The following is a 24357-nucleotide window of genomic DNA, read 5'->3' as shown; positions in this document are numbered from 1 at the left end:
CAGTAAGTTATAAATCCATATACGTTTACAAACGCATAAAGTCATTAAATAAAGCTAAAAGCATCATACTACCGAGCAGTACCATACCAATTTTTAGACCAAACATTTGTATTTGTTCAGAAACAGGTTTCCCTCGAATAGCTTCAATAATGTAATACACTAGATGACCACCATCTAACATTGGAATTGGTAATAAGTTTAAAATTCCAAGACTTACACTCATTAAAGCCATAAAAGAGATAAAAGTTTCCCATCCCATTTCTGCACTTTGTCCAGCAACTTTTGCAATGGTAATTGGGCCAGAAAGATTTTCTAATCCAATTAATCCTTTAACCATTTTCACTATTGAATTCAAAATCATGCTAGAGATTTGGCCAGTTTTATCAAGTGCCATTTCAAAAGCTTGTATTGGAGTATATTGAATTGTTTGCTTATATTCGTCAGGAATTGTAATTTTTCCAGCATCACTTTTTACACCAAGTACACCATTGACCTGTCCCATATTATCCCGCTTTCCTTGCGGCATAACTTGTAAATGCACTAATTGCGCATGGCGTAAAACATCAATATTAAGCAATTTTTCTGGAGAACGCTGTACGACTTCAACAACATCAAACCAATCTTTCATAGGCTGGCCATCAATCGCAACAATACGATCACCTACTTTCATTCCTTGACGAATAGCCGCACCATCTTCTGTTAAATCTGTTACCACAGCAGGAATTACAGGACGATAAGGCAAGAAGCCTAATATATCCAATGCAGATTCATTCTGGTTTTTTAAAAAATCTTTAATAGGTAAGACAAAATTTTTCTCTGTACCTGCACGATCAACATCGATATTTATAGTACCTGTCTCGCCTACACGATCAATTAAAGCAAAGTTTAGTTTTTCCCAAGTTGCAGTCTCTTTTCCATCAACAGCAATAATTTTGTCCCCCACATGCAATTGAGCCTCTGCAGCTGGAGAATTTGGAATAATTTTACCAATTTTGGTATTTAATTGTTGTTGTGCTGGTAAAAACAAAACCCAAAAGAGAAGTACAGCAAAAATTAAGTTAATTAGTGGCCCTGCAGCAACAATAGCTATACGTTTCCATGGTTTTTGTCTATTAAAAGCATACGGTAGATCTTGTTCTGCGACATTACCTTCACGCTCGTCCAACATTTTGACGAAGCCACCTAAAGGTAAAGCAGAAAGCTGATACTTGATACCCGATTTTTTAGAGGTCCATTTCAATAAAGTTGGACCAAAACCAATTGAGTAAACTAAAACTTTAACCCCAAGTTTGCGTGCAACCCAGTAATGGCCAAACTCATGAATTGCAATTAAAGGACCAAGTAAAAGAGCTGCTGCTGCAATCATAAAAAGCGCATTCATTTCAGCCTCCAATACTTGATATATATTTCTGAGCTATAGATCGAGCCACTTTATCTTTATCTAAAATGCACTCAATGCTTTCAGCTGCGGCATTCTCTAACTCTTGCAAAGTATGCTCTACCACTTGTGGAATATGTGTAAATCCAATCCTTTCCTTTAAGAATGCTTCAACAGCAATTTCATTTGCCGCATTCAAAATGGTAGGTGCCAAACCTCCTGCACGCATTGCTTGTCTTGCTAAATTTAATGTAGGAAATTTTTGGGTATCGGGCGCCTGAAAATTAAGTTGAGAATACTCAAATAAATCTAAAGCAGGAACACTTGTTTGTAAACGCTCAGGCCATGCTAATGCATGTGCAATTGGCGTACACATATCAGGATTACCCATTTGTGCTAATGTTGAACCATCAACATACTGCACCATAGAGTGAATAATACTTTGTGGATGAACAACAACTGTAACAAAATGTTCAGATATTGAAAATAAATGACACGCTTCAATTAACTCCAACCCTTTATTCATGAGAGTAGCCGAGTCAACTGAAATTTTTTGCCCCATTGACCAATTTGGATGTTTACATGCTTGTTGGGGTGTTACATGTTCCAACTGTTCCAAGGAATGATTTAAGAATGGGCCACCAGATGCGGTTAGCAATATTTGAGATACGCCTAGTTGTGGTTGTCCAGTTCTCTCAACTTGTAAATAGTTATGAGGTAATGACTGAAAAATGGCATTATGCTCTGAATCCACTGGTAATAATAATGCCTGATGATCACGAGCAGCTTGCATCATGATTTCACCAGACATAACCAATGCTTCTTTATTTGCAAGCAATACTCGTTTACCAGCTTTAACAGCTGCCAAAGTAGGCAACAGTCCCGCTGCTCCGACAATTGCTGCCATAACAATATCAACATCTGTATGTGATGCGATCTCAACTAGACCATCTTGCCCAATTAAAATATCAATACCTTGTATATTTTGTTGAGCAAATAAGGTGGTTAGTTCAACTATTTTCTGTTCAGGAACAACGACCACTTTAGGGCGGAACTGTTTGCAGATTTCAACAAGTTCAGAAATTCGACTATGTGCCGAAACTGCAAAGACTGAATACTTATCTGGATGTTGGCTTAAAATTTTTAATGTACTTTGCCCAATAGAACCAGTTACACCCAATATGCAAACAGATTGTGTCATCTATAAATCTACACCAATAAGCTTTAATATATACATTCCCGTTGCAAAAATCGGGGCTGCTGCGAGTAAAGAATCAATACGATCCAACACACCACCATGACCTGGCAAAACACGGCCAGAATCTTTAATACCAGCACGGCGTTTAATCATCGACTCAAATAGATCACCTAATACTGAACCGAATACTGTGACTAAAGATAAGATCAGGAATAAAAGTTGTTGAACCCAAGTTAAGTTTAAATATTGATATTGCACTACAAGCATTACAATAATTGTAGTGAGAATACCACCATATAAACCTTCTACTGATTTATTAGGGCTTACCGTAGGTGCTAATTTTCTCTTACCGAATTTACGACCTACGAAGTAAGCTCCACTATCTGCACCCCATACAAGCAAGAACAAATACATCAACCACCATGGTGAGCTTTGCCATACTACAAAAATTGCAGTCACTGCTGCACAGATAAGAATTAAACCAATGACATAAAGGGTCGCGTTATACCACCCATCAAATTCAGGAAAGGACTTAACCCAATATACACTAACGAGCCAAGTTAAAATTGAAGCAGACCATAGCAGTAATGCAATGTCGTGAAAGAACAAGGCAACGCCCGAAACAAAAGCAACAAGTAGACCATAACCCCATGCTTTAGGTTTTACTACGGCGCCAGCTTCATGAGGCATCAACTTATACCATTCATACCCCGCAACCGCTGCTGCTACAATCATAAGTACCAACATTGGATAATGTGATTGCGTAGCAAACATACAGCTTAAAACAACTGCAACAAGTACCAATGCGGTAACAATCCGCTCTAACATTATAATTTCTCGATTTTCTCTTGCTGAATTTGTTCAGATGTTTTACCGAAACGACGTTCACGCCCTGAAAAAACATTCAGTGCATGATCGAATTCCTCGACTGTAAATTCCGGCCACAAAGTATCCGTAAAATACAGTTCCGCATAGGCTGCTTGCCATAACAAGAAGTTAGATATACGGAAATCTCCACCTGTACGGATCAACAAGTCCACAGCTGGCAGATCGTTTAGACTGACATATTTTTCGAACAAATCAACATTTATTTGATCAGCGTCAATTTCACCACGTGAAACTGCTTGGGCAACTTGTTTAGCTGCATTTGCAATATCCCACATACCACCATAGCTAATCGCAATGGTTAATGTCATGGTGTCATGATGTACTGTTTGTTGCTCTGCATCTTCCATTAAGGCAACTAAATGTGAAGGTAATCTAGAACGATCCCCTATAAAACGCAAAGCAATATTGAATTTCTTCATGCGAGGTATTTGCTCATGAATAGTTTCTTCAAGAAGCTTCATAAGCAGATCGACTTCATATTGTGGTCGATTCCAATTTTCACTCGAAAATGCAAAAACAGTTAAAGCACGGACACTAGTTTTTATACAATGTTCAACAATAGGATCAAGAATATTTTTACCTTCTCGATGCCCATCACCTTTTTGCATTTGATTTTTCTTTGCAAAGCGGTTGTTGCCATCCATAATGATGGCAACATGCTTAGGAAGATGATACTCTTCTGATTCGGTCATAAAATTAGACCTTCATCAATTCTGCTTCTTTCGCTGCAAGACGCTTATCTACTTCTGCAACATATTTATCAGTGATTTTTTGGATATCATCACCTGCACGACGCTCATCATCTTCAGAGATTTCTTTCTCTTTCAATAATGCTTTGATATCACCTAAAACATCACGACGAATGTTACGAATAGCAACTTTTGCATTTTCAGCTTCACTGCGTGCAACTTTCTGCATATCACGGCGTGTTTCTTCAGTTAAAGCTGGTAAAGGTACACGGATTGAATCAGCAGTAATTGGATTCAAACCTAAATCACTTTCACGAATTGCTTTATCAATTGCAGATACCATTGTACGTTCAAACGGTTGAACGATAAGCGTACGAGAATCTTCAACACCAACGTTCGCTACTTGGTTTAAAGGCACATCAGAACCATAGTAAGGAACCATTACCCCATTTAAAATTGATGGGTGTGCACGGCCGGTACGAACTTTAGCAAACCCTTGTTCCAAAGACTCAAGAGTTTTCATCATACGCTGTTCGCTGTCTTTTTTCAGATCGTTAATCATATGATCTTCCTTACTTATTTATTCAAGGATGTATATAACAAATTTAATTTAGCGCTAGTATAAAGAGCTTTGCGGCACACGTACATTATTTAGTAACGCGTGTACCCTCTTTTTCACCCATTACAACTGATAAAAGCGCACCAGATTTATTCATATCAAACACTTGCAATGGCACATTGTGGTCACGGCATAAGCAAATTGCTGTTAAATCCATAACACCTAACTTCTCATCTAACACCTGATCAAATGTTAAATGATCATATTTCACTGCATCTTCATATTTGCTTGGATCTTTATTATAAACACCGTCTACTTTGGTTGCTTTCAAAATTAAATTTGCTTCAATTTCAATACCACGTAGACATGCTGCTGTATCAGTTGTAAAGAATGGATTTCCAGTTCCCGCAACGAAAACACAAACTTCGCCCTGGCTTAAATGACGGATTGCATCACGACTTGAATATGACTCTACAACAGTACCAATTGGTAATGCAGACATAAGACGAGTTCTAATGTTTCGACGCACTAATGCATCACGCATTGCCAAACCATTCATGACAGTTGCAAGCATACCCATCTGGTCACCTGTTACACGGCCAACCAAGCCATCTTTTTGTAACTGGCTACCACGATATAAGTTACCACCACCAACAACGATACCTACTTGCACACCCAAGCCCACCAAATGTGCAATAGAAAGTGACATCTGATCTAAAACTTGAGCATCAATACCCATATCTTTATTACCTGATAATGCCTCACCAGATAATTTTAATAAAATTCGTGAATAACGGGGGCTTATTGTTTCCGCCATGATTTTGCTCCAAGACCTCTTAAACTGAATGCTTTTTGAATCGTGATTCGATTAGACCGATTTAATTTTAATTAACTTTGCAAATAAGTCGTATTCATCCGCATCGGTAATTTCGACTTCCAACATATCACCTGGTTGAATCGTGCTCTTATCGATATCTTCTACGAAGACATTACCGTCAATTTCCGGAGCATCGGCATAAGAACGTGCAACAGCAACAGGATATTCATCTTCCAAACCATCGACTAATACAGTCATCGTTTGACCGATACGTTTTTGTAATTTGGCAGCAGATATTTGCTGCTGCACTTGCATAAAGCGCTCGTAACGCTCTTGCTTAATTTCTTCTGGCACATGATCTGGTAAATCATTGGCCGTAGCGCCTTCTACTGGTGAGTAGGTAAAGCAGCCTACACGATCAAGTTGAGCTTCAACCAACCAATCGAGCAAAATCTGGAAGTCTTCTTCAGTTTCGCCTGGAAAACCAACCACAAAAGTAGAACGGATTACAAGATCAGGGCATTTTTCACGCCATAATTTAATTTTTTCTAAAGTATTTTCACTATGCGCCGGACGTTTCATTAATTTAAGAACACGTGGGCTTGCATGTTGGAAAGGAATATCTAGGTATGGCAATATTTTACCTTGAGCCATCAAATCGATTACTGCATCAACATGTGGATATGGATATACATAATGTAGACGAACCCAGATTCCAAGCTGACCAAGTGCTTCACACATGTCAAAGAATTTGGTTTTTACAGGTTGGCCATTCCAGAAGTCCAGCTTATATTTAGTATCTACACCATAAGCTGAAGTATCTTGTGAAATAACCAAAATTTCTTTCACACCGGCGCGTTTTAATGCGGCAGCTTCTTCTAATACGCTACCAACCGGACGTGATACTAAATCACCGCGCATGCTTGGGATGATACAGAAGGTACAACGATGGTTACAGCCTTCAGATATTTTCAAATAAGCATAATGTTTAGGTGTTAAACGGATACCTTGCTCAGGAACAAGATCAATAAACGGATTATGTTTAGGCGGTGCTGGCACATATTCATGTACAGCTTCCATAACGTCCTGGTAAGCTGCTGCACCAGTGACTTTTAAAACATTAGGGTGCATTTGACGAATTTTATCTTCGTCTTTACCCAAACAACCTGTAACAATAACTCGGCCATTTTCACTCATGGCTTCGCCAATTGCATCTAACGATTCTTGTACTGCAGATTCAATAAAACCACAGGTATTAACAACAACTAAATCAGCACCATCATAATCTGATGCAACTTGATAACCTTCAGTCTTTAACTGAGTTAAAATTCGTTCAGAATCTACCAATGCCTTAGGACAACCTAAAGAAACAAAACCGACTTTGGGGGTCTTCATGAATCTGCGCTCCACTTGAATGCGCGTATTGTATGTCTTTTCTCGTCTCAAGCATAGGTGGAAACCCCACTCTTTGTGTAATGCACCAAAATACAACCAATATTTGCACCAAAACTCAATATTGCACCAAGTTGGATCATGATATTATTGGTATACACATCCATATTTTTGACCAAAAGATATTAAGAACGATTTTAGAGCGCTTTAACTACGCTTGAAACCTTAAAATAATCCATAAACAAAGTTGGCGTACATTTTGCATCATGCATGTTCTATAACGGTGAAAACCGATAACTAATGAAGATGCCATTGCGCCATTTTAAGACAGGAACGATTCGCTAATGGATCAACACACACCTATCGACTATCGCCTTTTGGTAGACAACTTAACTACTGCGATTTTACTAATCGATAGTAACTTTAATATTTTTTATTTAAATTCTGCTTGTGAAGCACTTTTTGACATTAGTTTGCTTCGCGCTTCTGGACAACCGGTTTTAAATTTACTTCATGCCCCTGATGATACTTTTAATACACATGAAGCGTTACTCAATACTCTAAAAACAGGACAGCCTTATACACGTCGTGAAGCTGTAATTAATGTCAACTTTAAAGACTTACATGTTGATTATACGGTTTCACAGTTAAATGCAGGCAAAAGCTACCACCCGCTCTTACTTATTGAGCTAAATCCAATTGATCGGATGTTGAAAATTTCTAAAGAAGAAAACCTAATTCAACAACATCAGGTGGCTAGACAACTGGTTAGAGGTGTGGCTCATGAAATTAAAAATCCTCTGGCTGGTATCAGGGGTGCAACTCAGTTACTTGCTCGTAGTTTAAATGACGAGAGTTATGCTGAATTTACAGATGTCATTATTAATGAGGTAGACCGTCTCACCAATTTAGCAGACACTATGCTAGGTTCAAGACAACTGCCGAGTTATGAAAACGTAAATGTGCATGAACCTTTGGAACGTGTACGCTCTTTAATCGCAAATCAAACCAAGAAAAAAATAAAAATTACGCGTGACTATGATTTATCTTTACCGGATGTAAAAGCCGATCGAGATCAACTTATCCAAGTCATGCTCAATATTAGCGTTAATGCAATTCAAGCCATCACAGAAAATAAATCTTTTTTTATAGATCAAGAGCCTGAATTAATTTTACGTACCCGAATTCAACGTCTAGTCACTATTAATGGTGTACTCAATCGCTCTGCGGTACGAGTCGATATTGAGGACAATGGACCGGGTATTCCCGAAAGCATTTTAGAGTCTGTGTTTTATCCTTTGGTTACAGGACGAGCAAAAGGCACAGGCCTTGGCCTGAGTATTGCACAGAACATCATGCATCAACATAACGGAATGATTGAATGCCAATCAGTTCCTGGAAAAACAATGTTTAGCTTATATTTACCTTGGGAGTCAGACCGTGTCGCGAAATAAAATATGGGTTATTGATGACGATCGCGCCATGCGATGGGTACTTGAAAAGACCTTTAAAGAAGAAGGATTTGACGTCACCAATTTTGAAGAAGCTCAAACAGCACTCGAACGTTTACATCATGATGCGCCGGATGTCATCTTAACTGACATCCGTATGCCAGGCATTGATGGATTAACTTTCTTATCTAAAGTAAAAAACTCTCATCCTGATTTGCCTGTGATCATTATGACAGCGCATTCGGACTTAGAGTCTGCTGTATCTAGCTATCAAACTGGTGCATTTGAGTATTTACCAAAACCGTTTGATATTGATGAAGCTTTAGCTTTAGTCAATCGAGCAATTTTACATATCAATAAATTGCAGCAGCAAGAGGCTACAAAAACTGCTTCTCCGCTACAATCGACAGAAATTATTGGTGAATCTCCGGCTATGCAAGAGGTTTTCCGGGCAATTGGTCGCTTATCTCAGTCGCATATTACCGTTTTAATTAATGGTGAGTCAGGAACAGGTAAAGAATTAGTTGCACATGCTTTACATAAGCATTCACCACGCAGAGCCAAACCATTTATTGCTCTAAACATGGCAGCAATTCCGAAAGACTTAATTGAAACGGAATTATTTGGCCATGAAAAAGGTGCTTTTACTGGCGCTAATACTCAACATCAAGGTCGCTTTGAACAAGCCAATGGTGGCACTCTCTTCCTTGATGAAATTGGTGACATGCCATTTGAAACACAGACGCGATTACTACGTGTACTCGCAGATGGTGAGTTTTACCGCGTTGGCGGGCATATCCCTGTTAAAGTTGATGTTCGGATCGTAGCGGCAACACACCAAGATTTAGAAAAATTGGTAAATGAAGGTCGCTTCCGTGAAGACTTATACCACCGTCTAAATGTAATTCGTATTCATATTCCTAAGCTTGCACATCGAAGTGAAGATATTCCGATGTTAGCTCAACATTTCTTGGCTCGCGCTGGTAAAGAGTTAGGCGTAAGTCCAAAGATTTTACGTACCGAGACAACTGACTATATGCAGCAATTACCATGGCCTGGTAATGTTCGTCAGCTTGAAAATACCTGCCGCTGGTTAACCGTCATGATTACTGGCCGTGAGGTTTACCCAGAAGATTTACCTTCAGAACTTAAACAAGTTCCACTCCAAAAAAATAGTGAAGCTAGCCAACCTGCTCCATCTTTTGAGCGTATTTCTTTACATCATTGGGATGAGCTACTAAGTCAATGGGCAATTCAAAAACTCAAAAATGGCGAAATGAAGATTTTGGATATTGCTACACCAATGTTTGAGCGCACTTTAATTAATGCTGCACTACAGCAAACTCGTGGACGCAAACGTCATGCAGCCGAGCTATTAGGTTGGGGTCGCAACACTCTAACCCGAAAGTTAAAAGAACTAGGCATGGATTCTGCTGATGACGATGATGAGGATGAACACAAAGTAACTTTGTCTGAAGCTTAATAATCATTCGTAAAAGAAAAAGCGACTAAATCCATTAGTCGCTTTTTCTTTATCTTGATTTACATTGAAAAGACATGGTTAAACTAAAATGTGAACATACAGTTACATCATTAAAAACCTTCAAAATATTTCACAAATATTTGTATTTTAAAATATTTATTCAAATTAAATTTTATATTACTGTTTATCAAGCAACCTAAAAATATAGCGATGACCATCCTTAAAGATAGTTTTGTTATACTAGTTAAGCAGTATTAATTGTCGTTATTAAATTTTATGCATGATCCAGTCCTTGAGTCATATCATCCTATATGTGACAAACCTCAAACACGTCGCGGTGTAGAACGTCGTTTAGCACTATTGCTAAGCGCAACCGAACTGTTTTTGGAAAAAGGATATGATGCTGTCTCTTTAGATGACATCGTCAATCATGCTGGTGGTTCAAAAGCTTCTATTTATAAATACTTTGGTAATAAAGAGGGCTTATTTACTGCAATTTGCGATTACCGCCGTGAGATGTTCTTTAAAGATATTTGTATTGCATTTCAACCAGATCAGGCTTCTTTAAAAGAATACTTAATTCAAACTCTCATCCGTTTTTATAACCACATTATTCAACCTGAGCATATTGCTTTTTTACGTTTGGTTATTGAACAAACCCAGTGTAATGCAACTTTGAGTCAATATTTATACGAAAAATGCGCTCAAGACGTACAAAATACCATTGCTCAAGCACTACTTATTTCTCATCAGTCAGGTGAAATTACTTGTACCTCTCCCGATCACTCATCTCTCATGTATTTTGGGATTTTACGTGATATTGAGTGGCGTATGATTATGGGCATGCCACTGCCAACCAATGAATATGAAGTATTTGATTATATTCATTATTGTGTAGAAATTTTCTTAAAAGGCCACCATAAAGTCTAATTCTTTTGCATTTTGAAATGCTTATAGTATAGTAGACTTCTTTTTCCCACATCCACCCAGCCAACAACAGATAATTGTTGTATTTCAAAGACAATTATTATGGAGTAGCTACATGGCTTTAAGACATTTCCTGACTTTACGTGATCTATCTACATTAGAACTCAATCGCGTTTTACAGCGCGCAAGCGAACTAAAAAAAATGCAACAAAGCAATAAGGTGTATCAACCTTTTGTTGGTAAAGTATTGGGAATGATTTTTGAAAAATCGAGTACACGTACGCGTATTTCTTTTGAAGCCGGTATTAATCAATTTGGTGGTAGCGCTATCTTTTTATCACCTCGCGATACACAGCTAGGTCGCGGTGAACCTATCGAAGATTCAGCACGCGTTATTTCAAGTATGCTTGATATTGTGATGATTCGTACGTTTGGCCATGACATTGTTGAACGTTTTGCATCTTATTCAAAGGTTCCTGTGATTAATGGCCTAACTGATGACCACCACCCTTGTCAGCTACTCGCAGATTTACAAACTTACATTGAACATCGCGGTAGTATCGAAGGTAAAACCGTAGCGTGGATTGGTGATGGTAATAATATGTGTAACTCATATATTGAAGCTGCACATTTAATGGGTTTTAAATTAAAAATTGCTTCACCCAAAGGTTTTGAACCTAAACCTGAATTTTTAGCAGAATTTGGTCATTGCGTTGAGCTTTTTGATAATGCTGAAGACGCGGCTGTAAATGCTGACCTTATCGTTACAGATGTTTGGGCAAGCATGGGGCAAGAAGAAGAACAAAAATTACGTAAGAACGCATTTGCGGCTTTTCAGGTAAATGAAAAACTGATGAGTCTTGCACATCCAGATTGTTTATTTATGCATTGTTTACCAGCCCATCGCGGTGAAGAAATTTCAGAAACAATGCTTGATCATAAAAACTCTGTTGTATGGGATGAAGCTGAAAATCGTCTACATGCACAAAAAGCTTTAATGGAATTTTTATTGAATGAAAATTTAAAAAAAGCTTAATCTTGATATAAAAGCAGCACCTTTAAGGTGCTGTTTTTTTTACTTCTATAAAATACTTATTTTTCTAGTTTATTTTTTTAAAATTTTTCATGATGTTGCTGAATATATAAACAGTCTATATTTCAACTACACTCTAGAATCGTGTATAACATTCTACACAATAAGCCAAGCCTACTCTTGTAGAGTGCGATTATGACAACCCTTGAAGAATCACTATCTCAAATCCCTGCATTTTCAATTATTCATGAACATTTGTTTAGTTCAGCACAACCTTCTATTGAACAGCTTAAACTTATTAAAGAGTATGGTTGTAGTACCGTTATCAATTTAGCTTTGACAAACTCACCAGATTGTATTGAAAACGAAGATCGGGTTTGTCTTGAGTATGGTTTAAATTACATTCATATTCCAATTGACTGGGAAACACCATCTTCTGACCAATGCTTACTGGTTTTAGATTTAATTGATCATTTGGTTCAAAATGAAATTGTTTGGTTACATTGTGCCAAAAATAAACGCGTAAGTTGTCTTATGTATGTCTACAGACAATTTTATATGAATATGGACATGCCTACTTCCCAAGATTTACTGCACGAAATTTGGGAGCCAAATGAAACTTGGACAGGTCTTATCCATAGTATTACCTTACAGCTACAAGGCCGTAAGGCTACTTTAGAACTCCAGCAGTCTTTGCAACAAGCTGATAATTTAGTCTAATTAGAGATTAATACCGTCGCTGTTGCTAAAATTCCTTCTTGGCGACCAGTAAACCCGAGTTTTTCGGTAGTGGTCGCTTTGATGCTAATTTGATTTAAATCCACATTCAAAACATCCGCAATGCTTTGTCGCATCTCTAAATTATATTTCGCTAATTTAGGACGTTCGCAGGCTACAGTAATATCAGCATTATTCAAACGATAACCACGGTCTAAGATTAGTTGATAAACGTGTTTTAGTAGTACACGACTATCTGCACCCTTAAACTCTGGATCGGTATCTGGAAAATGCTGACCAATATCTCCAAGCGCTAGTGCACCTAATAAAGCGTCACATAGTGCATGTAACACGACATCACCATCAGAATGTGCTTTCAGGCCATGCGTATGCGGAATCTGAATGCCAGCTAAAGTTACGAAGTTACCCTCTTCAAAGGCATGCACATCCATTCCTTGACCAATACGAATTTGAGCAACCATATAAACTCTTTCCTTCTATTATAAAAGCTTAAGAAATCTTGTATTCAACCGTTGTGTTTCGCTATAGTACACTTAGCAAAGTAGACTGAAAGTATAAGCGATCATGCCGTCGAATACTGATATGAATCAATTGAAAAGATTAAGTTTTGTCGTGACATTGAGTTGTTTATGCTCATCGCTTGTTTTTGCAGAATCCATTGACTGCTCCAACTCAAAATCAGAGCTCAAAATCTGTTCAAAAAACTTTAGCGAAGCACGAAAGCAACTCAACAACAAATATCTTTCTGCATACTTAGTTACAGATGCCCCATTACAGCTTCTACAAGATACTCAAACATTGTGGTTTAAACATACGCAACAATGTAAAACCAATTCATGTATTCAACAACAGTTTGACGTACGTGGTGATGATTTAAATTTTTATGCTTCACTTAAGCAAACCCTAACACAGCATTACCTTAAATTTGAAAATGGGCACATTGCAGCCCAGCCCGTTCATTTACAAATCCATCAACTTGCTAAAGATAAAATCAAAATAGAAGGGTTAGCTTACCGTAATCCGAATAACCGAAAAGAAGCCCAAACTATTTCATTAATGGCTTATAGCTCTCCAGAGCAGAAAAGTGAAATTTTAGATAACGAACATAACTGCAAATACAAATTTGATTTTCAAAAGGCCTTACTTGTTGTAAAGACTCAACAAAAAGGCTGTGAGCGATTTACTGGCGTTTATCGACTATATGATTAATTGATATAAAATAAAAAAGCCAGTGCATCTACACTGGCTTTTCTTTTTAAGCTGGATATTTTTGCAGGATATCCTGACTCACCAAAACAGCTGTTGCTGCTGACAAAGTCCAACCTAAATGGCCATGCCCTGTATTATAAAAAACCCGTGATTGCTTAGACTGTTTCACTACAGGCAACATATTAGGCATCATTGGTCTTAAACCCGCCCAAGGCACAACATGCTCAGTTGAAATGTCAAAATTGCGGTTCACCCAATTAACCAAAGGCTGAATACGATCTGCACGAATGTCTCGATTGTAACCATTAAACTCAGCTGTACCTGCTATACGTAAACGGTCTTGTCCTAAACGAGAGGTTACAATTTTGGCACTCTCATCAAGCAAACTTACCCACGGCGCATTTTTAATGCTTTTCTCATCTTTCAATTGGACAGTAATCGAATAGCCTTTCACAGGATAAACATTTACACGCTCACCAATCATGTCAGCCAATTGATAACTTCCAACACCACCACAAACCACCAGAACATCACCTTCTAATTGAAAGCTATCTGTTGAGGAAAGATGCGGATGCTCAGCACTTGGCTGACAATTCAGTACGACTTTATCTATATGACACTTAATATCAGTAACTTCTAAGCCAAACTTATACTGCACCCCATATTGTTTAGTCTTTTCAGCTAAAGTGGTTGAATATTTATGAATATCTCCAGTTGCATCGCTTGGTGTGTAATAACCACCAAAGTACTCACCCGTTAAAGAAGGTTCGATTGACTTCATTTCTTCAGGTGAAACTGAGTAGCGCTCCAAAGTCCCTTTATTCAAGACATCATTAACTCGCTTGGCAATATCATAGTCATCCTTAGTATGATACATATGAAGAATACCGCGTTTCTCCAAATCAAATTGAAGCTGCTCTTTTTCAGCGACTTCAAATAAGCGCTTACGAGCAAGCAATGCTAAACGAACAGTTTCTATCGTATTAGCCTCATAATTTTTAATATGAGATAAAAACTCAACTAACCAGCTATATTTGTGCAAACTAAAAGAAGGATTAAGTAATAGAGGAGCATCTTTTTGCCTCATCCATTTAAAACCTTTTATAACGGTCGCTTTCTGGTTCCAGACTTCTGCATTACAAGCAGATAATTGCCCTCCATTTGCAAATGATGTTTCCATAGCTGGATAAAGATGGCGATCAATCACTGTGACTTGGTAACCTAATTGAGATAATTCATAGGCTGAAGTAACCCCTGTGATTCCTGCACCAATCACAATAACATGTGGCATAACAGACTCCTCTGAAATGCAAAAACATTTCATCAGTACAGCCCATCTGTCATTTGTACCTGAGAGTTTCGACCTAAATACTACCTTTTAGCATTTCGATCTTCCCCTTCGGTGAGTTTATGACTTATAAGTTTTTATTCTTCATGCTTATAAATCTTAAGCTGCTCTCCAGATTTTTTAATTATTACAGTCCTTTTGCCTGAGAGTTTCCGGGCCTGTTGCTCCTTCGGCGGGTTCTTAAGAACCTCTCTCCCGCAATAATTTTGTATTTATATAAGCAATGTATCTGCCACTTTTAAAAAAACGCATTCTTTTCTTGTAAACTTTTGTACAGCAATTCAATTAAATATAAAAGTATTTGATTTAATTACAAAAAAAGGTGAATTATTTAAATTCACCTTTTGCCATTTATTAAAGCTTTCCTTCAAGCACTTGGTCTGAAACATGACCTTTCCACTGCTCTCTCAAGGTTGGTAAATAAAACTTCTCACCAATTGTGACCAACTCAGCATCAATGAGTGCATGAATTTCGTGCATAAAAATGTAATCTAAGGCAACTAAAGAGAGTTGATGATTTTTTTGCGCTACTTTTTTTCGCTTCACTTGAGCTTGTTTAATTAACTCATTTGCAAAATTTTTATCTTTATATGTGGTGATTGCATTTAAACGAAGCTCAATAACACCCCAACCGGCCAACAATTTTTTGAAAATTTCAAAGTCTTTCGTCGTTGATTCCCAAGTGACATTTTCCAGATTATTATCTTCAGGCAAAACAGGTAACAGCAAATCACCAGTACTTGGAAAAATCTTTTTAAGATTTAACAGAAATTTAACAGGCTGATCACTCGGGTAATCATTAAACTGCACATGTTGTTCGGTATCTGTTAAATAAATCGAGAGCATTCAAAAATCCTTAGCTAAACAACTGTTTATTATGTGTTTAATTTCCATATCGCAAAATAAATAAAAATTAAAAACAATAGAAAAACAGGATAAGGTGGGCATTTTAACAATTATGGCAGCTTATTCAACTCTAAGTTGGTTTGATAAAGCTTAATTAAGAAATAATTACAATCTAGAAACTTGCAAATAAATCTCATACAACTTCAAAAATTTAAAAATGCTATCTTTTAAATATATTATTTTTTAATCTACTGTTAAATTTAATGTTATAATACATTGATTTACTCAATTTCATCTGGGCTTCCAAAGAAATGAATAGATCAAAATTAATTTTATTATTTTTAAGTATTAGTACTTTTTCTTCTTCGGTGTTTTCTGAAACGATTACTTCTCCAATTAAACAAGAATTTTATGACCAAGAATCTAATCGCCATAGAAGTATGCTTGAGGTAAGTAACACTTCAAATCATAAGTTTAGTGAATCACAACACAATTCTTTTCACTCCGATTCTAATAAGCAAAGAGTAGATTTTTTTGAAATTGCCAAACAATATCAAGATGAGAAACCACAAAATACCTACTCGCATTTTCCTGACCCCACAGTGAACATGAGCGATCATGATCGAAGTCTCTACTATATTAGAAATCATGATGATATAAGCCTTAAAAGGGATATTCGTATTCAACAATATAGATCATTAAAACAGCAATACGATAAAGGAGCTATTTCCAATGATGAATACAAAGAGAAAGTTTATAAAATTTTAAAATAAGCTTTTATATTTTCTGAAGCCTTCTTTCTAATAGAAGGCTTCTATAATAGTTTTGATATAGATTGTTAAAAAAACTTTAAATAACAAAGATCCATAGTAAATAAGCAATAAAAATTAAACAGTTTTAACTGCTAAAAGACGCCAGACTATACAAATCTTCTCTACAAATAAAGGAGAGATCAATGAAGATCCGCGCTTCAAGTACCTATTCAACTTATTCAAACCATTACTTTATTTCGAAAGAATATGAATGTAGCGTTATACCAGTAAAAGGAATGTGCTTTACTGATCTTGGTTTAACCGAAAATGGTGTGATTGAACCTGTAGAAATTAGTGAGGTCACTATAGACCCAGCCTCTAATTCTTATCATATTCTTTTAGCTAAAGACTCACATGAATATACAAAAGAAGAACTAAAAAGAAAGTTTGAAGAAATGAAAGTAAATGGCTGGGAATATATAGAAGATCTTCTGATGTAGCTTTTATTTTCAATCTATAAGTTAAAGTTCTAGATTTAAGGTGTAAACATAATAGCCATCAGTAGTTTAACTGTACATTCTGTAACATAATTATACGGCTGATGGCTATATAGATCGCTTATTTACTATTTGGCGAAACCATTTTTTCAGGTTTAACGACCTCATCAAATTGTTCTGCTGTAACTAAACCAAGCTCAACAGCCACTTGTTTTAAAGTTTTATTCTCTTTATAAGCAGTTTTCGCCACTTTTGCAGAGTTTTCATAACCAATAACCGGATTCAATGCAGTAACCAACATGAGAGAGTTATGCAAGAAGTGATCAATTTTGTCGCGATTAGGCTCAATTCCTACTGCACAGTGGTCATTAAAACTATTACATGCATCACCAAGCAACTGAATAGATTGCAGTAAGTTATAAGCGATTACTGGCATAAATACATTAAGTTCGAAGTTACCCGAAGCACCAGCGACATTAATAGTCGTATCATTACCAAGCACTTGTGCAACCACCATAGTCATTGCTTCACTTTGGGTCGGGTTCACTTTACCCGGCATAATGCTTGAGCCTGGCTCATTTTCAGGAATGCGAATTTCACCAAAACCACAACGTGGTCCGCTTGCTAACCAACGAATATCGTTAGCAATTTTATTTAAACTTACTGCTAAAGTTTTTAATGCACCTGATGCAAAAACAGCTGCATCACGTCCTGCAAGTGCTTCAAATTTATTAGGAGCAGTAACAAATGGCAAACCCGTTAAAGCTGCAAGCTGAGCTGCGGCTTTAACAGCATAGTCAGGATGAGCATTTAAACCAGTTCCTACCGCTGTACCACCCAATGGCAACTCATACAAACCACTTAAAGCTTGTTGTAAGCGTACTAAACCGTGCTCAAGCTGAGAAACATAACCGCTAAATTCTTGGCCAAGTGTTAGTGGCGTCGCATCTTGTAAGTGGGTACGGCCAATTTTGACAATCTCTTGAAATTCATCTGACTTCTTCTGCAAAGTCGCTTTAAGCTGCTCTACAGCTGGAATCAGTAATTCATTAATTTGCAAACTTGCCGCAACATGAATAGCCGTTGGAAATGAGTCATTAGTAGATTGTGCACGGTTAACATGATCATTTGGATGTACTGGCTTTTGTGCTCCGAGCGCTTGGCCTAGCTTTTGATTTGCAATATTTGCAATCACCTCATTACAGTTCATGTTACTTTGCGTACCAGAACCTGTTTGCCAAACTACGAGTGGAAACTGTGAGTCCCATTTCCCTGCAATCACTTCTTCGGCAGCACCTACAATGTACTGACTCAAATCTTGTGGTAACTGGCCCAACTCTGCATTGGTTATTGCCGCAGCTTTTTTTACCAAGCCCATCGCTCGAATCATGGCACGGGGTAAACGCTCCTGCCCGATTTTGAAGTTCTGTAAGCTACGTTGGGTTTGTGCTCCCCATAGCGCTTCATTTGGAACTTCAATCTCACCCATAGTGTCATGTTCAATTCGTGTTTGCATAGAAACCTCGGTTATGTGGCTAAAGAACTCACGGGCTGAAGCAATTTTTGCTTTGGCTAGTTAATTTTAATATCGTACTCAAGCATTCCATTATTGTAAATAAGAATCATTATCCTATCTTCCATTTAATGTATTTTGATAGAATCTCCACTCATCTTCAATCATTTGCTTTAAAGTTCGTTTCGGATTCCATTGTAATAAAGTTTTTGCTTTTCCTATATTTGCACCCAATTGGGCCAACTCTTCATGCTTATAAATTGCCGATTGCGTCGGAATTTCGGCTTGGGTAACCTGCGAAATTTCATCTAATAATTGACGAATCGAGTGCACTTGATCATGAGCAATATTAAAAGCTTCACAGCAATGGGTTTGATCACGTAACCAATGTAAAGTTGAGCTTACGGCTTCGCATACATCTAATACATGTAGAAAACTACGCTCTACAGTATGGTCTTCGGTCGAAACCTGATCTTGTAATTCAATTAAATCACGCTGCATCGCTGCAACTTGTAATGCAAGCGGTACAATATTTTTAGGGAGCTGTGCAACATATTCACCTAATACACCATGCTCAAAAGCACCTACAATATTTGATAGGCGTAGGATTGCAATTTTCCATTCATGATCAATTTTATGAGTATCTCTAATGATTTCTTCAATCATCTGTTGAGATTTAATATATGGATTAGGATAAGCATAGTTGAAGTCTTCCGTTTCGCTTAACTGCAAACCAGATTTTCCATAGACTGCCAAGCTAGATAAATGGATAAAATGACGAACACCAGTACGCTGCATTGCACGTAACAGGCTCATAATGCAACTGACATTGTCATTGTAATATTCGAGCGGTTTTAAATTAGACTCTTCAATAGATTTAAAACCAGCTGTGTGAATAACTGCATCGATTGAGTACTGTTCAAATACTTTGTTCAATGCAGGTGTATTACGTACATCAAGTTTAACAAACGGAACGTACATACCAGAGATGTATTCTAACCGCTCAAGCGTTTGCAAGGTCGAGTTAGCCAAATTATCGACAATAACCACTTCTTGGCGTTGAGCCAATAGACTCAATGCAATGTGTGAACCGATAAAGCCTAAACCACCTGTCACTAAAATCATTGTATACTTACCTTTCTCTTAATGTATCTACGCCCATTTAGACGTATGACCATAGTGAATTCTCAATGAGTACATTACTACTAATAACCTCTGCTCCTACTTCGATCCATGCTTGGCATGCGCTAGGCCTTGCTCAGGCACTCAAAAGTAAAAATGAAGACTTTCGTGTATTCTTTTACCAAGATGGCGTTCAAGTTGCGAATGATTTTCAATGGGTTCCTGACGACCAGCGTAATTTAACGCATGAATGGCAAAAGCTCGCGATCCGACTTCCTGTCTGTGTCAGCGCAGCTCTTGCACGTGGGATTACCGATGCAGAAAATGCGAGTCGTCATCAACTTAGTCATCACAACCTAGCGAACAACTTTGAGTTGGTTGGACTAGGTGAACTTGCTGATGCAGTACAGTCAGCCTCTCGTCTTCTTCAATTCTAAGTTACTTTATTAACTTAGATTGTTGCTTTTAAAAGGTATATTGTGTGAAAACTGTACTCGTTATTTTGACCCAAGCCAATTTAACCAGCCTACAAGTCAATGAAAGCCTCGCCGCTACTATGGTTTTAGCAACCTTTGGCTCACCAGTCAAAGTATTATTAAAAGATGCGGCTCTTAGTCTTTTACAAAATGAACGTAACTTTGACCAATTGCAGCATGCATTTAAAATTGCTTCAAATATGGTAGATAGCTTTGAGTTTTATGACTTAAGCCCAATTCTTATTGAAGACAAAAATAAACAGCATCATTTTGTTCAAAACAGTGAGCAGGAACTAGAATTTGTTCAGCTAGATACGAAACTCATCCAATCTTTCGATCATGTCTTATATTGGTAGATAAAGGTGTAAATTTAATGACGCAATCAACTCTTTATCTTGTGCAAGCTTCTTATCACCATACTCCTCGCATTATTGAAGAACTTGCAAAACTGTTCCATAAAGATGATCAACTTATTTTTATGGGTGACTCAACTGCTCAACTTACAGTAAGTATTTGTCAGCAGTTTGGCTCAGTTTCTTGTTTATCTCATGAAGAAGATTTAATTGATGCAGAAACCTTGGCTCACGTTAAGGTATTGAACTATGACCAGTTTGCGGATCTGGTTTTACAATTTAATCGATGCATTTCTTTGAAATAATATAGTTAGGCTCATTTTTATGAATTTAGAATTAGATCAAGATGGTCATTTAGTCGACTATACGATTTGGAATCCAGAAGTAGCACAGGAACTCGCCAAATCTCTCGATCTTGAATTAACAGATTGGCATTTTGAAGTTTTAGCTGCGGTTCGCCAATTTTATCAGCAATTTGGGCATTCTCCTGCAACACGTCCTTTGATTAAGTTTTTAATGAAAACCGTAAGTCCAGATATTAATAATGCTGTTTTACAGCAAAAATTTAATACCGGTTTAGTTGCTCGCCATCTCAGTCGCTTGGCAGGTATTCCTAAACCGGCAAATTGTTTATAAATTTTTATGCGAATTTTTTAGCGGCAGCGACACATAAAATTGTTACTGCCGTTACCATTAACATCGACCAACTTACATGTTCATGTAATAAAAGTGCGGCAATCGCGAGCCCCATTAAAGGTTGTAAAAGTTGTAGCTGGCTAATTGCAGCTATACCGCCTTGAGCAAGACCTTTGTACCAGAAAAAGAACCCGATGAGCATACTAAATAAAGATACATAAATCAGTCCTGCAACCGCTGATGTAGATACATCTTGAAAGGAAACGGGCATATAAAAAAGAGTAGCAAGCAACATAATCGGCAAAGCTAAAATAAGCGCCCAACAAATCACCTGCCATCCACCTATTTTTTTCGAAAGTACTCCGCCTTCGGCATAGCCAAATCCACACAAAATAATTGCAATAAGCATGTATAAATCGCCGATACCAAAAGAAGCTTCACCCGACAAGAAAAACATATAAGTAAAAACAACTAAACTGCCTAAAATTGCAAATATCCAAAAAAATAAATTTGGTTTTTCTCCCCCTCTTACTACTGCAAATATGGCAGTAGTGAGCGGTAGAAGGCTAACAAAGACAATCGAGTGGGCTGCGTTCATATACTGTAGAGCAAGCGCAGTAAATAAGGGAAACCCAACTACAACGCCTAAAGCCACAATAGCCAGCGGCCACCAGTCTTGTTTAGCAGGCTTTTTTTCCTTAAGCAAAAAGATAAGAATTAAGCCCAAAACTCCTGCAATGACAGCTCTTGCTGCTGTTAGAAAACCAGGCTCAAAACTTGTTACCGCAACACGGGTAGCCGGTAATGAACCGGCAAAAATTGCAACCCCAATAAAACCATTTACCCAACCGTTCATAAACTTTTGCATATTATTCTCCGCAACTATACGAAGAATTTAAGCTGTGATATGGTGTCAAAACCAGATACAAAGCAGTACAATTTTAAAAAACTGTTATGTATAAATGAGCAGTACAGTAGAGATAATTAACGTGAACCAGACAAAAACAAAAATCGAACTTGTTATTTCACAGATTGAACAACAAATTAAGAATCGCTCTTTAACTCCGGGAACTCGACTCCCCTCTGTGCGCAAACTGGCCAAAGATTTAGGTTTTTCAGTTTCTACGATTGTTGAAGCTTACGAGCGATTAATTGCCCTAGGTAAAATTGAATCACGTAGTGGTTCCGGCTTTTATGTAGTGGCACCCCTTGCTCCTTTAGACTTAAGTGAATTAGGACCCAAACTAGATCGCTCAATAGATCCGTTATGGATTTCACGTCAGTCTTTAGAGGCAGAACCTAATGCATTTAAACCCGGTTGTGGTTGGTTACCTAATGACTGGATGCCACTTGAAAGTATCCGTAAAGCATTAAGATCTGTTACACGAAGTGAAGATGATAGTTTAATGGGTTATTCTTCACCGTTAGGGCTGCCCGTATTAAGAGATTTACTGGCTAGGCGAGCACAAAATAAAGGTATAGAGGCAAATCTCAATCAAGTTGTTCTCACCGATTCAGGCACTCAAGCTATTGATCTGGTTTGTCGTTTTTTACTTAAACCAGATGATGTAGTTCTAATTGATGACCCATGTTACTTTAATTTTCATGCTCTACTTAAAGTTCATCAAGTTAAAGTTATTGGTATTCCATACACTCCAAATGGCCCAGACTTAGAGGCATTTAAAGAAGCGATTGAGATCTATAATCCTCGACTTTATATTACAAATTCAGGAATACATAACCCCACTGGCGCAACGCTTTCACTCTCGACAGCTCATCAATTGTTGAAGTTGATTGATCAATCTAATTTGATTGTGATTGAAGACGATATATTTTCGGATTTTGAATATACTCCAGCTCCACGACTTGCAGCCCTAGACAACCTTTCACGCGTGATTTTTATTGGAAGTTTCTCTAAAACGCTCTCTGCCTCTATTCGCTGCGGCTACATTATTGCGAAACCAGAATGGATTGATCAGATTACCGATTTAAAAATTGCTACCAGTTTTTCTCACAATGGACTCTCAGCCAAGATTTTACACACAGCTTTAACCGATGGTTCATACCGTAAGCATTTAGATTTATTAAAAGTTCGTTTAGCTCAAGCCATGCAAGAAACAATTACGAAGCTCAAATCGATTGGGATAGAACCGTGGATTGAACCCAAGGCTGGAATTTTTGTGTGGTGTCATCTACCAGAAGGTGTAGATGCAGCGAAGATTGCTCAGTTTTGTCTGAATCGGCAAGTGATTCTCGCCCCGGGTAATGCCTTTAGCCAGGCCCAATCGGCAGGTCAATTTATCCGTTTTAATATTACACAATCAAATCATGATTATATTTATAAGACCCTTGCAGAAGCACTTCTACAAGAGTCGTTAGAGAAACAAGTTTAAGCCTGTTTTTGCTTTTGTTCCATATAAGCAAAATAGCCCGGCCCAGCCGAAACCTGAACTTGTTTTGCATGCAATGGTTCACGACATACTGAACACACCATAACAGGTTCAAACTTATGTCCACATGTTTTGTGGCGATATTCCAAAGGCTTGCCTAAACCTTGGTCCATCCATTTATCTGCCCAGTTCGCCATAGATAAGATAATTGGATAAAGCTCAAAGCCTTTATCCGTGAGACGATATTCAAAGCGTTCCTGACGGTCAAAATAAGGAGCTTTGACTAAAATTTCGTATTCAACCAACCGTTTTAAGCGATCAGAAAGGACATGACGAGTGACACCTAATGATTTTTGAAAATCATCAAAACGGCGAATTCCCATAAAAGCATTACGTAATATTAGCATCGTCCATCGATCACCAATCACTGATAGCATGCGGGCAACAGAACAAGGCTGATCACCGATGTCATCCCATTTCATCTTTATGCTTTCCTCAATATAGAACTGGCCTATTTGCCTTATTATTTATACCCTAAACCACTTAATATGTTATATGCAATATAGAGCTTAGAAATAAGTTTTTAGTATATTTATAAAGCTTATTTTTTTAAAATAACAGTCACTAAAAATAGATATAAAATATAATTAATCCATCCGTAT

The 24357-nt window shown here is 37.6% G+C and carries 27 protein-coding genes and 1 riboswitch; of the genes, 13 read left to right on the top strand and 14 right to left on the bottom strand.

Going from position 1 to position 24357, the window contains the following annotated elements; translation table 11 throughout:
* Positions 1–25: 25 nt before the first annotated feature.
* From rseP to rimO, 7 genes are all read right to left on the bottom strand, one after another.
* The gene (gene rseP / locus MKL35_RS12375; protein ID WP_032011525.1) at positions 26–1381 is read right to left on the bottom strand and encodes an RIP metalloprotease RseP; all 1356 of its coding nucleotides are present in this window, start codon (positions 1379–1381) and stop codon (positions 26–28) included.
* A gap of 1 nt (position 1382) precedes the next feature.
* Positions 1383–2579 (bottom strand): 1-deoxy-D-xylulose-5-phosphate reductoisomerase, encoded by a 1197-nt coding sequence (ispC, locus tag MKL35_RS12370; protein WP_270913761.1) that lies wholly within the window; start codon positions 2577–2579, stop codon positions 1383–1385.
* A complete protein-coding gene (locus tag MKL35_RS12365) occupies positions 2580–3404 on the bottom strand; it encodes a phosphatidate cytidylyltransferase (RefSeq protein ID WP_002049666.1) in 825 nt (274 codons plus the stop codon).
* Positions 3404–4156: a polyprenyl diphosphate synthase gene (gene uppS, locus MKL35_RS12360; protein WP_004708401.1), complete on the bottom strand. Its 753-nt coding sequence runs from the start codon at positions 4154–4156 to the stop codon at positions 3404–3406. Before uppS ends, MKL35_RS12365 begins: the two co-directional genes overlap by 1 nt.
* Positions 4157–4160: 4 nt before the next feature.
* Positions 4161–4715 (bottom strand): ribosome recycling factor, encoded by a 555-nt coding sequence (gene frr / locus MKL35_RS12355; protein WP_002049637.1) that lies wholly within the window; start codon positions 4713–4715, stop codon positions 4161–4163.
* Between the two features lie 85 nt (positions 4716–4800).
* Positions 4801–5529, bottom strand: a complete 729-nt coding sequence (gene pyrH / locus MKL35_RS12350; RefSeq protein ID WP_000852257.1) for a UMP kinase — start codon at positions 5527–5529, stop codon at positions 4801–4803.
* A 51-nt stretch (positions 5530–5580) separates the two neighbouring features.
* A complete protein-coding gene (gene rimO, locus MKL35_RS12345) occupies positions 5581–6924 on the bottom strand; it encodes a 30S ribosomal protein S12 methylthiotransferase RimO (RefSeq protein WP_004701193.1) in 1344 nt (447 codons plus the stop codon).
* A 341-nt stretch (positions 6925–7265) separates the two neighbouring features.
* Here rimO and glnL point away from each other — a divergent pair, with 341 nt between their 5' ends.
* From glnL to MKL35_RS12315, 5 genes are all read left to right on the top strand, one after another.
* A complete protein-coding gene (gene glnL / locus MKL35_RS12335) occupies positions 7266–8375 on the top strand; it encodes a nitrogen regulation protein NR(II) (protein ID WP_002049598.1) in 1110 nt (369 codons plus the stop codon).
* Positions 8362–9855 carry a nitrogen regulation protein NR(I) gene (gene glnG / locus MKL35_RS12330; RefSeq protein ID WP_004708399.1) on the top strand — a complete coding sequence of 498 codons (1494 nt, stop codon included), beginning with the start codon at positions 8362–8364 and terminating at the stop codon, positions 9853–9855. The genes glnL and glnG overlap by 14 nt, the downstream gene beginning before the upstream one ends.
* Positions 9856–10131: 276 nt before the next feature.
* Positions 10132–10785: a multidrug efflux transcriptional repressor AdeN gene (gene adeN, locus MKL35_RS12325; protein ID WP_032011523.1), complete on the top strand. Its 654-nt coding sequence runs from the start codon at positions 10132–10134 to the stop codon at positions 10783–10785.
* A gap of 112 nt (positions 10786–10897) precedes the next feature.
* A complete protein-coding gene (argF, locus tag MKL35_RS12320; RefSeq protein WP_002049620.1) occupies positions 10898–11818 on the top strand; it encodes an ornithine carbamoyltransferase in 921 nt (306 codons plus the stop codon).
* A gap of 192 nt (positions 11819–12010) precedes the next feature.
* On the top strand, positions 12011–12535 hold the full coding sequence (locus MKL35_RS12315; RefSeq protein ID WP_032011521.1) for a protein tyrosine phosphatase family protein: 525 nt from the start codon (positions 12011–12013) through the stop codon (positions 12533–12535).
* Here MKL35_RS12315 and ispF read toward each other — a convergent pair.
* Entirely contained in the window at positions 12532–13014 is a 483-nt protein-coding gene (ispF, locus tag MKL35_RS12310; protein ID WP_032011520.1) for a 2-C-methyl-D-erythritol 2,4-cyclodiphosphate synthase, read from the bottom strand. The genes MKL35_RS12315 and ispF overlap by 4 nt on opposite strands.
* Positions 13015–13117: 103 nt before the next feature.
* Between ispF and MKL35_RS12305 the strand changes: the two genes are divergently transcribed.
* Positions 13118–13762, top strand: coding sequence for an A1S_1983 family putative colistin resistance protein (locus MKL35_RS12305; protein WP_004708391.1), 645 nt, complete (start codon positions 13118–13120; stop codon positions 13760–13762).
* Positions 13763–13808: 46 nt separating this feature from the next.
* Here MKL35_RS12305 and MKL35_RS12300 read toward each other — a convergent pair whose 3' ends face one another.
* Together MKL35_RS12300 and MKL35_RS12295 are read right to left on the bottom strand one after the other, a co-directional pair.
* The gene (locus MKL35_RS12300) at positions 13809–15053 is read right to left on the bottom strand and encodes a D-amino acid dehydrogenase (protein WP_270913752.1); all 1245 of its coding nucleotides are present in this window, start codon (positions 15051–15053) and stop codon (positions 13809–13811) included.
* Between the two features lie 177 nt (positions 15054–15230).
* Positions 15231–15318, bottom strand: a riboswitch (glycine riboswitch).
* 146 nt (positions 15319–15464) lie between these two features.
* Positions 15465–15956, bottom strand: coding sequence for a hypothetical protein (locus tag MKL35_RS12295; protein WP_004708388.1), 492 nt, complete (start codon positions 15954–15956; stop codon positions 15465–15467).
* A gap of 311 nt (positions 15957–16267) precedes the next feature.
* Here MKL35_RS12295 and MKL35_RS12290 point away from each other — a divergent pair, with 311 nt between their 5' ends.
* Positions 16268–16729, top strand: a complete 462-nt coding sequence (locus MKL35_RS12290; RefSeq protein WP_032012086.1) for a hypothetical protein — start codon at positions 16268–16270, stop codon at positions 16727–16729.
* Positions 16730–16911: 182 nt separating this feature from the next.
* Positions 16912–17208, top strand: coding sequence for a hypothetical protein (locus MKL35_RS12285; protein WP_270913750.1), 297 nt, complete (start codon positions 16912–16914; stop codon positions 17206–17208).
* A gap of 118 nt (positions 17209–17326) precedes the next feature.
* Here MKL35_RS12285 and fumC read toward each other — a convergent pair whose 3' ends face one another.
* A complete protein-coding gene (gene fumC / locus MKL35_RS12280) occupies positions 17327–18721 on the bottom strand; it encodes a class II fumarate hydratase (protein ID WP_004708382.1) in 1395 nt (464 codons plus the stop codon).
* A 114-nt stretch (positions 18722–18835) separates the two neighbouring features.
* Entirely contained in the window at positions 18836–19843 is a 1008-nt protein-coding gene (galE, locus tag MKL35_RS12275; protein WP_032012087.1) for a UDP-glucose 4-epimerase GalE, read from the bottom strand.
* 65 nt (positions 19844–19908) lie between these two features.
* On the opposite strand from galE, the gene tusD reads away from it, so the two are divergent.
* From tusD to MKL35_RS12255, 4 genes are read left to right on the top strand one after another with little or no spacing between them, the layout of a single operon-like run.
* Positions 19909–20277: a sulfurtransferase complex subunit TusD gene (gene tusD / locus MKL35_RS12270; protein ID WP_000105718.1), complete on the top strand. Its 369-nt coding sequence runs from the start codon at positions 19909–19911 to the stop codon at positions 20275–20277.
* A gap of 44 nt (positions 20278–20321) precedes the next feature.
* On the top strand, positions 20322–20672 hold the full coding sequence (locus MKL35_RS12265; protein WP_270913746.1) for a hypothetical protein: 351 nt from the start codon (positions 20322–20324) through the stop codon (positions 20670–20672).
* 17 nt (positions 20673–20689) lie between these two features.
* Positions 20690–20974 carry a hypothetical protein gene (locus MKL35_RS12260; RefSeq protein ID WP_016804880.1) on the top strand — a complete coding sequence of 95 codons (285 nt, stop codon included), beginning with the start codon at positions 20690–20692 and terminating at the stop codon, positions 20972–20974.
* 19 nt (positions 20975–20993) lie between these two features.
* Positions 20994–21305 carry a TusE/DsrC/DsvC family sulfur relay protein gene (locus tag MKL35_RS12255; protein ID WP_001047539.1) on the top strand — a complete coding sequence of 104 codons (312 nt, stop codon included), beginning with the start codon at positions 20994–20996 and terminating at the stop codon, positions 21303–21305.
* A gap of 4 nt (positions 21306–21309) precedes the next feature.
* Here the strand turns inward: MKL35_RS12255 and MKL35_RS12250 are convergent, their stop codons facing one another.
* On the bottom strand, positions 21310–22173 hold the full coding sequence (locus MKL35_RS12250) for a DMT family transporter (protein ID WP_032012088.1): 864 nt from the start codon (positions 22171–22173) through the stop codon (positions 21310–21312).
* A 121-nt stretch (positions 22174–22294) separates the two neighbouring features.
* Here MKL35_RS12250 and MKL35_RS12245 point away from each other — a divergent pair, with 121 nt between their 5' ends.
* Entirely contained in the window at positions 22295–23698 is a 1404-nt protein-coding gene (locus MKL35_RS12245) for an aminotransferase-like domain-containing protein (protein ID WP_032012089.1), read from the top strand.
* On the opposite strand, the gene MKL35_RS12240 is transcribed toward MKL35_RS12245, so the two are convergent.
* Positions 23695–24177: a winged helix-turn-helix transcriptional regulator gene (locus MKL35_RS12240; protein ID WP_002049640.1), complete on the bottom strand. Its 483-nt coding sequence runs from the start codon at positions 24175–24177 to the stop codon at positions 23695–23697. The two genes, MKL35_RS12245 and MKL35_RS12240, sit on opposite strands and share 4 nt — an antisense overlap.
* Positions 24178–24357 lie beyond the last annotated feature (180 nt).

The sequence above is a fragment of the Acinetobacter sp. AOR41_HL genome, assembly GCF_027854645.1.
GTDB lineage: Bacteria > Pseudomonadota > Gammaproteobacteria > Pseudomonadales > Moraxellaceae > Acinetobacter > Acinetobacter nosocomialis.
This window is presented reverse-complemented; position numbering and strand designations above follow the sequence as displayed.

What these genes read in the sequence shown, in the direction of transcription:
- MKL35_RS12300 (WP_270913752.1), bottom strand. Translation starts at nt 15,053, where the DNA reads ATGCCACATGTTATTGTGATTGGTGCAGGAATCACAGGGGTTACTTCA.
- ispC (WP_270913761.1), bottom strand. Translation starts at nt 2,579, where the DNA reads ATGACACAATCTGTTTGCATATTGGGTGTAACTGGTTCTATTGGGCAA.
- tusD (WP_000105718.1), top strand. Translation starts at nt 19,909, where the DNA reads ATGAGTACATTACTACTAATAACCTCTGCTCCTACTTCGATCCATGCT.
- ispF (WP_032011520.1), bottom strand. Translation starts at nt 13,014, where the DNA reads ATGGTTGCTCAAATTCGTATTGGTCAAGGAATGGATGTGCATGCCTTT.
- pyrH (WP_000852257.1), bottom strand. Translation starts at nt 5,529, where the DNA reads ATGGCGGAAACAATAAGCCCCCGTTATTCACGAATTTTATTAAAATTA.
- rseP (WP_032011525.1), bottom strand. Translation starts at nt 1,381, where the DNA reads ATGAATGCGCTTTTTATGATTGCAGCAGCAGCTCTTTTACTTGGTCCT.
- MKL35_RS12305 (WP_004708391.1), top strand. Translation starts at nt 13,118, where the DNA reads ATGCCGTCGAATACTGATATGAATCAATTGAAAAGATTAAGTTTTGTC.
- fumC (WP_004708382.1), bottom strand. Translation starts at nt 18,721, where the DNA reads ATGCAAACACGAATTGAACATGACACTATGGGTGAGATTGAAGTTCCA.
- argF (WP_002049620.1), top strand. Translation starts at nt 10,898, where the DNA reads ATGGCTTTAAGACATTTCCTGACTTTACGTGATCTATCTACATTAGAA.
- MKL35_RS12295 (WP_004708388.1), bottom strand. Translation starts at nt 15,956, where the DNA reads ATGCTCTCGATTTATTTAACAGATACCGAACAACATGTGCAGTTTAAT.
- glnL (WP_002049598.1), top strand. Translation starts at nt 7,266, where the DNA reads ATGGATCAACACACACCTATCGACTATCGCCTTTTGGTAGACAACTTA.
- MKL35_RS12365 (WP_002049666.1), bottom strand. Translation starts at nt 3,404, where the DNA reads ATGTTAGAGCGGATTGTTACCGCATTGGTACTTGTTGCAGTTGTTTTA.
- MKL35_RS12240 (WP_002049640.1), bottom strand. Translation starts at nt 24,177, where the DNA reads ATGAAATGGGATGACATCGGTGATCAGCCTTGTTCTGTTGCCCGCATG.
- galE (WP_032012087.1), bottom strand. Translation starts at nt 19,843, where the DNA reads ATGATTTTAGTGACAGGTGGTTTAGGCTTTATCGGTTCACACATTGCA.
- adeN (WP_032011523.1), top strand. Translation starts at nt 10,132, where the DNA reads ATGCATGATCCAGTCCTTGAGTCATATCATCCTATATGTGACAAACCT.
- MKL35_RS12315 (WP_032011521.1), top strand. Translation starts at nt 12,011, where the DNA reads ATGACAACCCTTGAAGAATCACTATCTCAAATCCCTGCATTTTCAATT.
- rimO (WP_004701193.1), bottom strand. Translation starts at nt 6,924, where the DNA reads ATGAAGACCCCCAAAGTCGGTTTTGTTTCTTTAGGTTGTCCTAAGGCA.
- MKL35_RS12255 (WP_001047539.1), top strand. Translation starts at nt 20,994, where the DNA reads ATGAATTTAGAATTAGATCAAGATGGTCATTTAGTCGACTATACGATT.
- MKL35_RS12250 (WP_032012088.1), bottom strand. Translation starts at nt 22,173, where the DNA reads ATGCAAAAGTTTATGAACGGTTGGGTAAATGGTTTTATTGGGGTTGCA.
- uppS (WP_004708401.1), bottom strand. Translation starts at nt 4,156, where the DNA reads ATGACCGAATCAGAAGAGTATCATCTTCCTAAGCATGTTGCCATCATT.
- MKL35_RS12290 (WP_032012086.1), top strand. Translation starts at nt 16,268, where the DNA reads ATGAATAGATCAAAATTAATTTTATTATTTTTAAGTATTAGTACTTTT.
- MKL35_RS12285 (WP_270913750.1), top strand. Translation starts at nt 16,912, where the DNA reads ATGAAGATCCGCGCTTCAAGTACCTATTCAACTTATTCAAACCATTAC.
- MKL35_RS12260 (WP_016804880.1), top strand. Translation starts at nt 20,690, where the DNA reads ATGACGCAATCAACTCTTTATCTTGTGCAAGCTTCTTATCACCATACT.
- frr (WP_002049637.1), bottom strand. Translation starts at nt 4,715, where the DNA reads ATGATTAACGATCTGAAAAAAGACAGCGAACAGCGTATGATGAAAACT.